The 12,181-nt window shown below is 59.5% G+C and carries 15 protein-coding genes; 8 read left to right on the forward strand and 7 right to left on the reverse strand.

The annotated features are described in order from the left end of the window. Window positions 1-87: 87 nt before the first annotated feature. Window positions 88-411 (reverse strand): hypothetical protein, encoded by a 324-nt coding sequence (locus ACOOHD_RS00100; protein ID WP_420457664.1) that lies wholly within the window; start codon window positions 409-411, stop codon window positions 88-90. Between the two features lie 82 nt (window positions 412-493). Between ACOOHD_RS00100 and ACOOHD_RS00105 the strand changes: the two genes are divergently transcribed. Beyond that, a complete protein-coding gene (locus ACOOHD_RS00105; RefSeq protein WP_420457665.1) occupies window positions 494-1,504 on the forward strand; it encodes a Gfo/Idh/MocA family oxidoreductase in 1,011 nt (336 codons plus the stop codon). On the opposite strand, the gene ACOOHD_RS00110 is transcribed toward ACOOHD_RS00105, so the two are convergent. The 3 genes from ACOOHD_RS00110 to era are packed head-to-tail and all read right to left on the reverse strand — an operon-like array spanning window position 1,501 to window position 3,003. Continuing rightward, the gene (locus ACOOHD_RS00110; RefSeq protein WP_420457666.1) at window positions 1,501-1,752 is read right to left on the reverse strand and encodes a hypothetical protein; all 252 of its coding nucleotides are present in this window, start codon (window positions 1,750-1,752) and stop codon (window positions 1,501-1,503) included. The two genes, ACOOHD_RS00105 and ACOOHD_RS00110, sit on opposite strands and share 4 nt — an antisense overlap. Window positions 1,753-1,792: 40 nt before the next feature. Further along, window positions 1,793-2,050 (reverse strand): hypothetical protein, encoded by a 258-nt coding sequence (locus ACOOHD_RS00115; RefSeq protein ID WP_420457667.1) that lies wholly within the window; start codon window positions 2,048-2,050, stop codon window positions 1,793-1,795. A 56-nt stretch (window positions 2,051-2,106) separates the two neighbouring features. Continuing rightward, window positions 2,107-3,003 carry a GTPase Era gene (gene era / locus ACOOHD_RS00120; protein WP_420457668.1) on the reverse strand — a complete coding sequence of 299 codons (897 nt, stop codon included), beginning with the start codon at window positions 3,001-3,003 and terminating at the stop codon, window positions 2,107-2,109. 150 nt (window positions 3,004-3,153) lie between these two features. On the opposite strand from era, the gene ACOOHD_RS00125 reads away from it, so the two are divergent. The 3 genes from ACOOHD_RS00125 to ACOOHD_RS00135 are packed head-to-tail and all read left to right on the forward strand — an operon-like array spanning window position 3,154 to window position 5,490. Beyond that, window positions 3,154-4,131: a glycosyltransferase gene (locus ACOOHD_RS00125; protein WP_420457669.1), complete on the forward strand. Its 978-nt coding sequence runs from the start codon at window positions 3,154-3,156 to the stop codon at window positions 4,129-4,131. A gap of 47 nt (window positions 4,132-4,178) precedes the next feature. Beyond that, on the forward strand, window positions 4,179-4,715 hold the full coding sequence (locus ACOOHD_RS00130) for a helix-turn-helix domain-containing protein (RefSeq protein ID WP_420457670.1): 537 nt from the start codon (window positions 4,179-4,181) through the stop codon (window positions 4,713-4,715). A 22-nt stretch (window positions 4,716-4,737) separates the two neighbouring features. Next, window positions 4,738-5,490 (forward strand): transposase, encoded by a 753-nt coding sequence (locus ACOOHD_RS00135; RefSeq protein ID WP_420457671.1) that lies wholly within the window; start codon window positions 4,738-4,740, stop codon window positions 5,488-5,490. On the opposite strand, the gene ACOOHD_RS00140 is transcribed toward ACOOHD_RS00135, so the two are convergent. The 3 genes from ACOOHD_RS00140 to ACOOHD_RS00150 are packed head-to-tail and all read right to left on the reverse strand — an operon-like array spanning window position 5,487 to window position 7,998. After that, window positions 5,487-6,962, reverse strand: a complete 1,476-nt coding sequence (locus ACOOHD_RS00140) for a helix-turn-helix domain-containing protein (RefSeq protein ID WP_420457672.1) — start codon at window positions 6,960-6,962, stop codon at window positions 5,487-5,489. The genes ACOOHD_RS00135 and ACOOHD_RS00140 overlap by 4 nt on opposite strands. A 38-nt stretch (window positions 6,963-7,000) precedes the next feature. After that, window positions 7,001-7,588, reverse strand: coding sequence for a hypothetical protein (locus ACOOHD_RS00145; RefSeq protein ID WP_420457673.1), 588 nt, complete (start codon window positions 7,586-7,588; stop codon window positions 7,001-7,003). A gap of 53 nt (window positions 7,589-7,641) precedes the next feature. Beyond that, a complete protein-coding gene (locus tag ACOOHD_RS00150) occupies window positions 7,642-7,998 on the reverse strand; it encodes a hypothetical protein (protein ID WP_420457674.1) in 357 nt (118 codons plus the stop codon). A 216-nt stretch (window positions 7,999-8,214) separates the two neighbouring features. Between ACOOHD_RS00150 and ACOOHD_RS00155 the strand changes: the two genes are divergently transcribed. The 4 genes from ACOOHD_RS00155 to ACOOHD_RS00170 all read left to right on the forward strand — a co-directional run bounded on the left by ACOOHD_RS00155 (window position 8,215) and on the right by ACOOHD_RS00170 (window position 12,006). Beyond that, on the forward strand, window positions 8,215-8,424 hold the full coding sequence (locus tag ACOOHD_RS00155) for a hypothetical protein (protein WP_420457675.1): 210 nt from the start codon (window positions 8,215-8,217) through the stop codon (window positions 8,422-8,424). Further along, window positions 8,421-8,759 (forward strand): type II toxin-antitoxin system PemK/MazF family toxin, encoded by a 339-nt coding sequence (locus ACOOHD_RS00160; RefSeq protein ID WP_420457676.1) that lies wholly within the window; start codon window positions 8,421-8,423, stop codon window positions 8,757-8,759. The genes ACOOHD_RS00155 and ACOOHD_RS00160 overlap by 4 nt, the downstream gene beginning before the upstream one ends. A gap of 46 nt (window positions 8,760-8,805) precedes the next feature. Then, a complete protein-coding gene (locus tag ACOOHD_RS00165) occupies window positions 8,806-10,218 on the forward strand; it encodes an ATP-binding protein (protein ID WP_420457677.1) in 1,413 nt (470 codons plus the stop codon). A 114-nt stretch (window positions 10,219-10,332) separates the two neighbouring features. Next, on the forward strand, window positions 10,333-12,006 hold the full coding sequence (locus tag ACOOHD_RS00170) for an FAD-dependent oxidoreductase (protein WP_420457678.1): 1,674 nt from the start codon (window positions 10,333-10,335) through the stop codon (window positions 12,004-12,006). Window positions 12,007-12,181 lie beyond the last annotated feature (175 nt).

Raw genomic sequence — 12,181 nt, forward strand, 5'->3', positions numbered from 1 at the left:
CTACGGCGTTACGGACCTCGCTTGGTAAGGGCTCCCCCTCCGGGGAAGGAGGGTACGTAATTGGATGCAGTCCCTGACTAGGCCAACTCACCACTCCCGATACTCCTCCGTGATATCTTCATCCAGACTATTGAATCCTCGCCTGTGCCCTTGCGTGATGATGAATTCAGCGATCAACTCCCGCTCCCCAGTCTCAATTAGGGTATTGTCGGTTTCATTATCCAAGGCGTTGAGTTGTAGTATGGTATGTTCTACATACTTCATTCCCTCCTTCCGGTCAGTAGCAGTGTCCATGTTGGTAGCATACTGTCGTAGTAGCGTCAGACAGCGGTCGACGTGGACGTCCGTGTATTCGGCGTTGGGAAGATATTCACGCATGGTCCGTTCCAGCTCGCTTAGTAAATCACTCATCTTGCTATGTTTGGCGTTCACTGCACCTGCGGCCCCGCCCCAACAACCTTACCACAGGTACACCCGCTAAAAGTACCATCTTATGATCAACGTAGGTATACTCGGCTTCGGCCTCTCCGGCCGCTACCTCCAGGCCCCCTTCTACCGCGCCCATCCCGGCTTCGCGGTTAAACGGGTAGTCACCAGTCGCGCCGATGAACTAGCCGAAGACTTTCCCGGCCTGGAGCCCACCGCCCGCACCGAAGACGCCCTGGCCGACCCCACCATCGACCTGGTCAGCATCGCCACCCCCAACGCCACCCACTACGGACTGGCCCGCGCCGCCCTGGAGGCCGGTAAGCACGTGCTGGTCGACAAGCCGGCCTGCGCGACCGCCGCCCAGTTGCGCGAACTGCGTGACCTGGCAGCGCATAAAAATCTTCACCTTTTTGTCTTCCAGAACCGCCGCTGGGATAGCGACTTTCTCACCGTCCGGCAGCTGCTCCAGGGCGATCAACTTGGCGGGCTGGTCAACTACGAGGCCCGCTACGACCGCTGGAAGCCGGCTCCTAACGCAAAAGCCTGGAAGGAAACCCCCGGCCCGGGTGCCGGTATGCTCTACGACCTGGGGGCCCACCTGATCGATCAGGTCCTCGCCCTCTTCGGTCGGCCAGAGGATGTGCGGGGGGAGGCCTGGACGCAGCGCAACGACTCCACCATCCCTGATGCCTTCGATTTACAGCTTACCTATCCGAAGCAATTACGCGTAAGCCTGTCCTGTAGCCTCCTGGTCCGCGAGCCCACGCCCCGCTACACCCTGCACGGCCGGCGGGGCAGCTTCGTGAAATACGGCATCGACGTGCAGGAGGATCAGTTGCGGGCGGGGATGACCCCGCACGATCCGGGCTTCGGCCATGAGCCGGAAGAACAGGACGGCACCCTGCACACCGAGCACGATGGACTCACCTACCGCGGTGCCGTGCGTACCCTGCCGGGCCACTGGATGGGCGTATTCGACAATATGCACCGGGTGATTACGGAGGGGGCCGATCCGGCCGTTCCTTTAGACGACATCGTCGCCCAACTCGAGCTCATCGAGACGGTCTCGGCCTAGCCCCGCGTCACGAATTCGTAATCCTTCGAGCTATTCTCCGTATCGTAGCTCAAAGCCAACTGCCGCAGCTCGAAGTGGTCGAAAAAAGTGTCCCAGTTGATCTCACGGAACTTCTGGTCGCTGCGGTTCTCGGGCCAGACGATAGCCAGCGGGCGTTGGTCGTTGGCGGTGGTGGCCTCTTCCACGACGCCGGGGACGCCGTTGTGCTTATTTACCCAGGATTTGATGGTTTCGTGATCGATGGTCATGGAAATAGGAGGAATTGAAGTGGTGAGTACTGGATGGGGGCTACCGGTTCACGAATTTGTTGAAGGTGCTGTCCTGGTCGGTGCTGTACAGGAAGGCGAGTTTCCGCTCGTCGAAGATTTTGAAGAAGTCGTCCCAGCTGACTTCATCGAAGGTCTCGTCCTCATCGGCGCTGGCCTCGGGAAAGTGGATGCGCAGGATGTCGGAGTCTCCGTCGGAGATCGTGGTGGCGATCCCGTTGCGGGAGCGGGCCCACTCCTTGATCGTGGCGTGGTCGGTGGTGGTTTTGCTGCTGGCCATGGGGAGGTTTGGTTTGCTAGTGCAACGTAAGGTATCGGGGGAGTAGTTCGGTGGTCTCACCGATCATACCCAAACCGCCGCAGCCACACCTCATCATTCCGCCACTCCTCACGAATCTTGACGTGCATCTCCAGAAAGACCTTGCGCTGCAGGAAGTCCTCCATCCGCTTGCGGGCGGCCGTGCCGAGCTTTTTGATGCTGCTACCGCCCTTGCCGATTAGGATGGGTTTCTGCGTCTTCCGGCTCACGTAGATAACGGCGCTGATGCGGGCCAGCTCCTCGCCGTCCTTGGTGGTGGTTTCCTCGAAGGTCTCGATCTCGATCTCCACGCTGTAGGGGATCTCCTGGTGGTACTGCTCCAGGATCTGCTCGCGCAGCATCTCGGCCACGAAGAAGCGCTCCGAGCGGTCGGTCAGCTGGTCCTTGGGGTAGTACACGGGGCCCTCCGGCAGCGCGGTTTTGATGGCGTCGAGTAGTTCCGGTACGCCCGTACCTTCCTTCGCTGAGATACCGAAAATACGCTCCGGCTTGATCCATTTTTTAAACTGCCGTTCTAACTCGTTTACCTGCCGCTCCTCCGCCAGGTCAATCTTATTGAACACCAGAAACAGCGGTGTATCCAGTCGGCGCAACTTGCCCACCAGCAGGTCGTCCTCGGCGTAGCTCTCCTGGGGGTCGACGAGGTAGAGCATTACGTCCGCATCCTCAAAGGCCGAATTGACGTAGGCGTTCATCTTCTCCTGCATCTTGTAGCCGGCTTGCTCGATGTAGCCCGGCGTGTCGCTGAACACGATCTGGTAGTCCGGCTCGGTCAAAATACCAATGATGCGGTGGCGGGTGGTCTGTGGCTTGGCCGTGATGATGCTCATCCGCTCTCCTACCAGCGCGTTCATGAGGGTGGACTTTCCGGCGTTGGGCCTTCCGATGATGTTGACGAAACCGCTTTTATGCATGCCTGCAAGGTACAAGGGGTTAAGGGGTTAGGGAGTTAAGGGGTTAGGGAGTTAAGGCGGGCGTTGGAGGTGTGATAGGGGGCGGGGCCGCTGGTGCAGGGTCGGTCGAGGGAATACTAGTCCCAATACGGCCGCCGTTTTCCCGGGTACATGCACACCCTCCTTGCCCCGCTCGACTGGGGGCTCGGGCACGCCGCCCGCAGCCTCGCCCTGGCCCGCCGCCTGGAGACCGAGGGGCACCGCATCAGCTGGGCTAGCAGCGGACCGGCTGCGGAAATGCTTCGCCGCGAACTCCCCGCAGGCACCCCCGTGCACGAGCTGCCCTCCTACCGGGTCCATTACAAGAGCAGGTCGATGGTGTGGAACGTAGCCCGGCAGCTATGGCACTGGCAGGGCACGATCCGGGCCGAACGACGGGCTACGGCCGAGCTGGTGACCCGGCTGAACGTGGAACGGATCGTATCGGATAGTCGGTTCGGATGCTATGACCCGCGGGTGGAATCGGTGTTCATGACGCATCAATTGCACCCCATCACCGGCTTTGCACCCGCGTCCGCGGCCTACCGGTGGCAGCTGCGGCACTTCGATACGTACTGGGTGCCGGATCACGGCGGGCACGATCGACTGAGTGGCAAGCTGTCCGCAACCCGGGGGTACGAGAACGTAGAGTACATCGGGCCGCTGCCGCACATCCACGCTTCGACGGGGGAGGCAGCGTATGATATGCTGGTGCTGCTTTCCGGACCGGAGCCGATGCGGACACGCCTGGAGGATATCCTGCTGCCGCAGCTAGGCGGATCGCCACTCGACATACGGCTGGTGCGCGGCCTGCCCCACCCCGGTACACCTGCGCTACAGACAAGTACCCGCACCCTGCCCTACGCCGATACCCCTACCCTATCGCGGCTGCTGACGGCCGCCCGCTTCGCGATCGCCCGACCGGGCTACTCCACCCTGATGGACCTACGGGCCATGGGAAAACCAGCTATCCTGATCCCCACGCCGGGGCAGACCGAGCAGGCCTACCTGGCACAACGTGCTCAACTACAGGGATGGGCGGTGGCGGTAATGGACCAGGAAAAACTGGACCTACCGGCAGCGGTAGCGCGGGTGCAACAATTGCTCTAGCTGGATCACTCTAGTGGGTTAGCCGATAAATATCGTTACATTGCGTTATGAACTACACTGCTACCCCCGCTGAGGTGCTGGACAAAGTACTCAATTCTGGTCAAATTTCGCAAAGCCAAGCCAAACGCCTTGGCGTCATTCGTAGCCTATTCTTTGAGGAGCAGGGGCGTAGTCATACGGCCCGGACCCAGGGGGTTAGTCTGCCCTTCGTCGACCGCTGGAAGAAGCGCTGGACCACAACTGCTCAGGAGCGCCGTGATTGGTTCAGTTCGACTAACGCCGAAGCGAGAAGTTGTCGGGCGGACCGTAACTTTATACTTAGTTTAGTGGCCGATGCGGCGCGTAGCGGTGCCCCGGCCAAGTTTAGCGAAGCCACCCGTGCCCAGATCGTTGCCATCGCTCTGCAAAAGCCCAGCGAACGGGGCGTACCGATTGAGAAATGGAGCCAGGAGTTACTGGCCACCCATCTCATCGAACAGGGCATTGTTGATTATATCTCTAGCTCTACGGTGAGCGATTTTTTAAAATCAGCACGCCGTAACTCCCCACCGGAGTACGTATTACGAATGCCCGCAGATCGATGACTGGCAGAAGTTTGCTCAAGTCGTGGAGCAGCTTTGTCAACTCAATGGTCTGGCCGGGGAGCTTGGTGAGCAGCACGACATCGAGCTTTACAGTGCGGATGAAAAGTGTGGCATGCAGGCCCTAGAACGAACGGCTGCCGACCTACCCGCCGCCCCGGCCCACGTCCGTCGACGGGAGTGTAACTACATCCGTCACGGTACCCAGAGCCTAATGGCGGCCCTGCATGTAGCCAGTGGTGAGGTCTGTGCCTCCATCGGTCAGACGCGGACCGAAAGTGATTTTGTGAGTTTTATCGAATGGGTGATGGCAGAGCTGCCCCCCCAGAAAAAAGCGGTCTTCGTCCTCGACCAGCTCAACACCCATAAGTCAGAAAGTCTGGTCCGGCTGATGGCCCGGCTAAACGGGGATGAGCAGGACTTGGGACAAAAGGGCAAGTCGGGGGTGCTGCACAGCATGGTCACGCGTATGAAGTACTTGCAGGGACCTTCGTTGGACGATGTGCGCAGCCAAAGCCAACGAATCCGCTTCGTTTACACCCCCAAACATTGTTCGTGGCTCAACGTGGTGGAGGGGTGGTTCAGCGGTTTGCAGAACCGACTGCTGAGCTTGGTGAGTTGTCAAAGTGTAACGGAGTTGGCCGATCGGGTACTGGAATACGTAGCCTACTACAACGAAAACTGGGCTAAGAAAATCAATTGGCGCAAAGTCAAAAAAGCGGATATTGATTTGCTAGTCAAGAAAACTCGTAAACTTGTAACAAAACTTACCGGCTAGTCCACTAGTTCCCGCAGAGCGGCTTTGGTGGCCCGGTAGCGCTCCCGCTTTTCTACGACTACGGGGGCAGCGGCCCGTACCCGGCAATCCGCGATGGGGCAGCGCTCGCAGGTGGTGTTGACCACGACGCGGGGGATGGCGGGGTCGTCCAGAAAAGCGACCGTTTCACGTAGAGCGTCAGTTATGAGTAGACCTAGCGTAACGCTCACATTTTTGCCCTCGCGGGGGTAATCGGTACGGGCCAACGTAATACAGAGGTACTCATCGTCTGTGCCGTAGTAGTGGCTACGCTGGGCCTCGATGCGAAGATTTTCGCGGGGGTCGGCGCTGAGCTCGCGCAGCAGGTGCAGACTCACCCAGCGGCGGCAGTAGTGCTCGGCCAGCCCGTTCTCGTGGGGGTGGTGACGGCGGTTGAGGTGCAGCTCCTTGTCGATGATGAAATGGTCGGTGCCACGGTCGTGGACGAAGCGCAGGAAGAACAGCTCCGGCAGGCCGAAGAATTGCGGGATGACGTTCGTGAGCCGGTGGTAGAACATCTCCGGCGTAGCGTTGAAGCGCTGCATGAGCCCCCGAAAGGCTACCGCATCCCACTGGGGTAAAGCAAAAAATTCACGTAGCTCTCGTGTAAATGGCTCTAGGGGCAGATGCAGGGCGACGCTGAAGTAAGTGGCCTTACTGTGATTTAGCACTTCTTCGAAGACGCGCCCCTTAAGGATACTACTGGTATTGGCGCGCTCGGTTAGCTTGAGGTGATTGAAGGCCAGCTCCTTGCCGAACTGGAAGCCGCGCTGTACGGCGGTGAGCTTACCGTTGAGGAGTAGCCGGCCCGTGGCGGGTTGGTACACGGAGCGTAGGCCGGCCAGGGCGGGCTCGTGGTCGAGCCCGTCGGGCACGATCTCGTAGCCGAAGCGGTCCTCGAGTAGCTCGCCCAGGATGCGGGGGGGCAGCGGACGGATGGCGGGAAGCTTATACTGTCCGGCGAAGCTGACCACGGCCTGCTCTAGCTCGGGGAAGTAGTTGGCGTTGAGCTCCAGGTAGGAGCGTAGGGCGGCGAAGTAGAAGTTCTCCTCCCGTAAGGCGTAGCTGCGGCTGATCTCCAGTAGGGTGCTGATGAAGGCACCGACCTGTAGGGGGGCGGCGGCAATGATCTCGGCCACCTTGCTGAGCTCGATGCCGAAGAGCTCCAGGGGGAGTTCGTTGAGGAAGTTGCTCTGTAGGAGTTGGCTCACGGGAGCGAGTTCGCGGCCTAGCTCGCCGTCCGTCAGCTCGGCGGTAGTGGTACCCAAAGCTCCGGCCAGGCTATCTACCTTCTCCAATTTGGGGAACTTCTTGCCTTTCTCAATCTCATTGAGGTAGGAAAGCGAGATGCCCGTAGCCTTCGAGAGCTGGTCGAAACTGTAGCTCCGCTGCTGGCGTAGTTGCTTGACCTTCAGTCCGAAAATGATGCGCTCGTTGGCGGTCTTTGCCCTCATCGTCGGGGCAATTTACACTATACGGGGCGAATTTTCGCTTATTCCCACTCTAGCGTTTCCACGATGCGAAAGATGTCGTCCTTCACGTACGCGATCACCGGACCAAGGGAGTCGGGATTCGGCTGGGTCTCAAAGTAGAGCGCCCCGCGCAGGAAGTGCTCCGTGCTATCGGTCAGGAAGAACTGAAAGGGGCTGGCTGCCGGCCCGGCAATGTCGAAGGCCACGCCGTGCACCCGCGCGGAGTCGCGGTGGATCACGATCTCCTGAATGTCGCTGGCCCGCTGGTTGTGTACGCCCACCAGTTGGAAAGCCTCGTCGCGTAGCTCCTCCCACTGCTCCGGGCTCGAGATCGGGTAGTACGAAAAGTGTAGCGTGCCGTTGAGCTGGGGCGCTAGTTTGAGATTAAACCAGCAGGGATCGGCCGGCGCCTCGTCGAAGTAGCTTGTCTCCTGCACCAGCCTAGTCGAGGCCGGCCGCTCGAAGGTGAAGTTGCAGTAGTCGGCCCCCAGGGCGGTATACTGCCGGTCGGGATAGTCGACCCGGGGGTAGGACCGGGGCTTGGGTACGGGCGGGGTATCGTCGCCACAACCAGTATGAAAAAGAAAAAGGCCCACGAGCATCAGCATACGCATGGGTAGCTAACGCCCGGGGCCTGGATAAGGATTGTGGGGTTGTCGGTTTACTTCCAGTCGCTGCACATGATACCGGCGGCGGACTTTACAATGACCTGTTGGCGCAAGACTTTGCCCTGCTTGACCGTCAGCAGGTAACGGCCGGCGGGCACATCGCGCAGTTGCATACTCAGCGCATAGCCGTTATGCTCCTTTATGCGGGTCTGGTAATGGGTGGTGCCGTCGAGCTGCTGCAGGGTGATGACGGTACGCTGCTTCTGTAGATTGACCAGCTTCAGATCGAGGCGAAAGTCTTTCACCTGGGTGCGGGCCACCAGCGGATTGGTGACACCGTCGACGGTAGCACCTGCATAAGCGGGGTTAAATGCAGTAGCAAAGAGGACGAGGAATAAAAGAGATTTCATGATACATAATTTAACTGCTGCGGGAGCAGAATGAAGTAATACCACGAAAGTCAAGTCTCCCGCTAAAAGGGCCAACTTTTACCGATCAACCGGCCGCGTCATCCGACGAGTATTAGCTCCAGTCGCTGCACAGTACCGTGCCCCGCTGCTTAGCCAGGATGGATTACGGATTGTCGACTAATTTGCACCATTCGGTCAATCGCGCGTTGGATCTACATGCAACTGACGGACGTAACCCTCGACGGCCTGGACCAGACGGCCAAACTGGAGCTACTGCACCTGCTACTCAATGATCTGCACCGCAACGGTTCGGTGAGCACCGAGACCATGATGAGTATTGCCAGCGACGTTATGCTACTGGAATACCGGGAGGACCAGGACCTCCTCTGTTTTGACTGCATGGACCACGAACTCGAAGAAGAATGAAGCGCGGAGAAATTTGGCTGATCAACCTCGATCCTACCGTTGGTGCCGAAATTGCTAAGAAACGCCCCGCCCTCATCATCAGCGAAGACGGTATCGGCCGCCTGCCGCTGCGTATCGTCGCCCCCATCACTAACTGGAAACCCCATTACCGTGTCGTGCCCTGGATGGTGCACTTGCCGAGCGACGAGGTGACCCATCTGGATAAGGAAAGCTCGGCCGACTGCTTCCAGACGCGCAGCATCAGCGAAAAGCGTATGCTCCAGAAGATCGGCCAGGCTACCGACGAGCAGATGGCTCTGGCCGTGCGGGGGCTGGAATTCGTCTTTGGCCTTTAACCATTGGACGCTTTAAAAGCTTCCAACGGTTTGACACCAGTCAATTATGGAACAACTCGACAAACCTACCGACCTCCTCCAGCAACTGCGCACCTTCGATATCTTCCAGGGGGTAGACGACGTGGCCCTGCGGTGGCTCATCGACCAGTCGACCTACGTGATGTACCCTAAGGACAGTATGATCTTCCGTAACGAGGAGAAGGTCGATCATATGCAGGTGATGCTCCGGGGGGGCTACGTGATCCGCCGCGACAGTGAGGGCCGCAAGCAGGAGCTCGGTATCTGGAAGGCGCCCTACGTATCCGGTGTCTTACCCTTCAGCCGTATGAAGGAGACGCTGTCCGAGGGGGTGTGCATCGCCGACACCTACGTGCTCCTCCTACACAAGGACTGCTTCGTCGAAATGGTCAACACCAGCTACGACCTTACCCAGGCCCTGGTAGCAGTGATGACCAACCGGGTACGCGACTTCCAGCAAATGCGCCTCATGGATGAAAAGCTCATGGCCCTGGGTAAGATGAGCGCCGGCCTGGCTCACGAGCTCAATAATCCGGCCTCTGCCATGGTACGCGCTAGCCGGGAACTCCACAAACACCTCGTACAGACGCCCGAGCGCTTCAAATCGGTGGTGACGATGCGGGTGACCCCGGAATCGGTCGATGAGGTGAATGGGGTGCTCTTCGATCGCATTAAGTATGCCAAAGATAGCGAGGAGCTCAGTCTGATGGAGCGCGAGGAGCGCAGCGACGAGCTCACCGACTGGCTGGAAGATCACGGCGTTACCGAGCTGGACCGTATCGTGGATACCTTCGTCGATTACGGTTTCGAGGAGCAGCACTTCGAGGCTATCGCCGCAGCGATTCCCGCGGAGGCCGTCGAGCCCGTCATGTGGTGGATCGAGACCAATCTAACCACGGAGACCCTGGTCGGTGAAATCCAGACCGCCAGCGGCCGCATCGCTGAGCTCGTCAAGTCGATCAAGACCTACAGTCACATGGACCAGGAGCCCAGCCTGGATATGGTCGACGTGCACGAGGGCATCAAGTCGACCGTGACGATGCTCACCCACGCGATCAAGAAAAAAAACGTTACGCTCTGTAAGGACCTGGCCCACGACCTACCCCGCGTCAAAGCGCTGGCCGGTGAGCTCAATCAGGTATGGACCAACCTACTCTCCAACGCGATCGATGCCCTGCCCGAGCGCAACGGCGACCTCATCATCCGTACCTTTCAGGAGCGCGACTGCGTGTGCGTGGAGATCGAGGACAACGGTCCCGGCATCCCTGAAGCCATCCAGAGCCGGGTCTTCGAGCCCTTCTTTACCACCAAGGGCATCGGAGAAGGTACCGGTATGGGACTGGACATCGTGCGCCGCGTTATCGACCACCACAACGGCTCGGTACAACTAGAAAGCGAGCCCGGGCGGACGGTATTTCGGGTCTGCTTCCCGGTCCAGTAGGCGATTCGTAGCTTGAGGTTGTTTCACCTATACCGCACCTGCGACCCCGCCCCTTATTCCTCCTCAGGCCGCATGTAACACTTACCCCACCCGCCTCCCGAACTACCCACTCCCATGGCCAGAGACCGCAACCCCATCATCCTTTCCGTCGACGACGACCAGCAGGTGCTGCGCTCGCTGAAGCGTGACCTGCGCAATCAGTATAAGGACGCCTACCGCATCATCAGCACTGACAGCGCCCGGGAGGCCCTGGAGGCCGTAAAGGAGCTCAAGAAAAAGGGGGAAGTCGTGGCGCTCTACCTCTCCGACCAGCGGATGCCCGAGATGCTGGGCGTGGATTTTCTAGAGAAGGCAAAGCCCTTCTTCCCGCTCGCCAAACGCGTCTTGCTCACCGCCTATAGCGATACCGACGCAGCCATCAAGGCCATCAACGACGTACAGCTCGACTACTACCTGATGAAGCCCTGGGACCCGCCGGAGGAGAAGCTCTACCCGGTGCTGGACGAGCTGCTGGAAGACTGGAAACTCAGCTACCGCCCCGAGTTTCGGGGCATCCACGTGGTGGGCTACCAGTACTCCCCCAAGTCGCACAACATTAAAGATTGGATGGCCGCTAACCTGCTCAATTACCGCTGGGTGGATGCGCGCAGTCCACAGGGTAAGGACATGATGGAGCTGCACGACTGCGAGGTGAAGGACCTGCCGCTGGTGATCTTCGAAGATGGTAGTAGCCTGGCCGACTCCAAACTGGACGCCATCGCCGAAAAGCTAGGCATGAGCGCTACGGCCAGTGAGGAACTATACGATGTGATCATCATCGGCTCCGGCCCCTCGGGGATGGCCGCAGCGGTGTACGGTGGCTCCGAGGGCTTACACACCCTGGTGGTCGAAAAGCGGGCACCGGGCGGGCAGGCCGGCAGTAGCAGCCGCATCGAAAACTACCTGGGCTTCCCCAGTGGCCTATCGGGCTCGGAGCTGACGCGGCGGGCCATGGCCCAGACCCTGCGCTTCGGGGTGGAGGTAGTGAGCCCCCGCGAGGTCACCCACATCAGGATTCAGGACGACTACAAAATCCTGACCCTCGACGACGACAGCCAGGTGAAGACCAAGTCGGTCATCCTCACCACCGGGGTAGAGTACCGCAAGTTGCCGGCTGAGGGGGCCGATAAGTTCAATGGAGCCGGCGTGTACTACGGTGCGGCGATGACCGAGGCCAAGGCCTGCGAAAATCAGCAGGTCTTCATAGTGGGCGGCGGCAATAGTGCCGGGCAGGGGGCGGTGTACCTCTCCAAATTCGCCAGCCACGTTACTATCTTAGTGCGCAAACCCGACCTTACGAGTACCATGTCGAGCTACCTCATCGACCAGATCGACGCCATCGACAACATCACGGTACGGGGCTTCCGGGAGGTGGTCAAGGTGTGTGGCGATGACGACCACGTACAGCGCCTAGTGCTCAAGAACACCGAAGACGAAAGCACCTACGAGGTCGAGGCTGACGCCCTATTCATCTTCATCGGCGCCCGCCCCCGCACCGAGTGGCTCGAGAGCGGGCAAATCATGACCGACAAACGCGGCTTCATCATCACCGGCCCCGACCTACTGGCCACCGCCGAGCGCCGCAAGGGCTGGCCCCTGGAGCGCAACCCCTTCCTCCTGGAGACCTGCCAGCCGGGAATTTTCGCCGCCGGCGACGTGCGCAGTGGGGCAATGAACCGGGTGGCTAGCGCGGTGGGTGAGGGGGCTATGGCGATTAAGTTTGTGCATGCTTATCTGGCAGAGCATTAGTAGATCGCCTTCGGCGAGTTAGACACTGCGCTGGTTAGACGCCTGCGGCTGGTTAGACGCCTGCCGGCTAGTTAGACGCCTTCGGCTGGTTAGACGCCTGCCGGCTGTTAGACGGTCTAACCAGCGCAGCGTCTAACCAGCGATAGCGTCTAACCAGCCGAAGGCGTCTACCCTG

Origin of the sequence: Neolewinella sp., from assembly GCF_965214665.1 — a bacterium.
GTDB lineage: Bacteria > Bacteroidota > Bacteroidia > Chitinophagales > Saprospiraceae > Neolewinella.

Coding starts and splice junctions, on each gene's coding strand:
- ACOOHD_RS00100 (WP_420457664.1), bottom strand. CDS start 411: ATGAGTGATTTACTAAGCGAGCTGGAACGGACCATGCGTGAATATCTT.
- ACOOHD_RS00105 (WP_420457665.1), top strand. CDS start 494: ATGATCAACGTAGGTATACTCGGCTTCGGCCTCTCCGGCCGCTACCTC.
- ACOOHD_RS00110 (WP_420457666.1), bottom strand. CDS start 1,752: ATGACCATCGATCACGAAACCATCAAATCCTGGGTAAATAAGCACAAC.
- ACOOHD_RS00115 (WP_420457667.1), bottom strand. CDS start 2,050: ATGGCCAGCAGCAAAACCACCACCGACCACGCCACGATCAAGGAGTGG.
- era (WP_420457668.1), bottom strand. CDS start 3,003: ATGCATAAAAGCGGTTTCGTCAACATCATCGGAAGGCCCAACGCCGGA.
- ACOOHD_RS00125 (WP_420457669.1), top strand. CDS start 3,154: ATGCACACCCTCCTTGCCCCGCTCGACTGGGGGCTCGGGCACGCCGCC.
- ACOOHD_RS00130 (WP_420457670.1), top strand. CDS start 4,179: ATGAACTACACTGCTACCCCCGCTGAGGTGCTGGACAAAGTACTCAAT.
- ACOOHD_RS00140 (WP_420457672.1), bottom strand. CDS start 6,962: ATGAGGGCAAAGACCGCCAACGAGCGCATCATTTTCGGACTGAAGGTC.
- ACOOHD_RS00145 (WP_420457673.1), bottom strand. CDS start 7,588: ATGCTGATGCTCGTGGGCCTTTTTCTTTTTCATACTGGTTGTGGCGAC.
- ACOOHD_RS00150 (WP_420457674.1), bottom strand. CDS start 7,998: ATGAAATCTCTTTTATTCCTCGTCCTCTTTGCTACTGCATTTAACCCC.
- ACOOHD_RS00155 (WP_420457675.1), top strand. CDS start 8,215: ATGCAACTGACGGACGTAACCCTCGACGGCCTGGACCAGACGGCCAAA.
- ACOOHD_RS00160 (WP_420457676.1), top strand. CDS start 8,421: ATGAAGCGCGGAGAAATTTGGCTGATCAACCTCGATCCTACCGTTGGT.
- ACOOHD_RS00165 (WP_420457677.1), top strand. CDS start 8,806: ATGGAACAACTCGACAAACCTACCGACCTCCTCCAGCAACTGCGCACC.
- ACOOHD_RS00170 (WP_420457678.1), top strand. CDS start 10,333: ATGGCCAGAGACCGCAACCCCATCATCCTTTCCGTCGACGACGACCAG.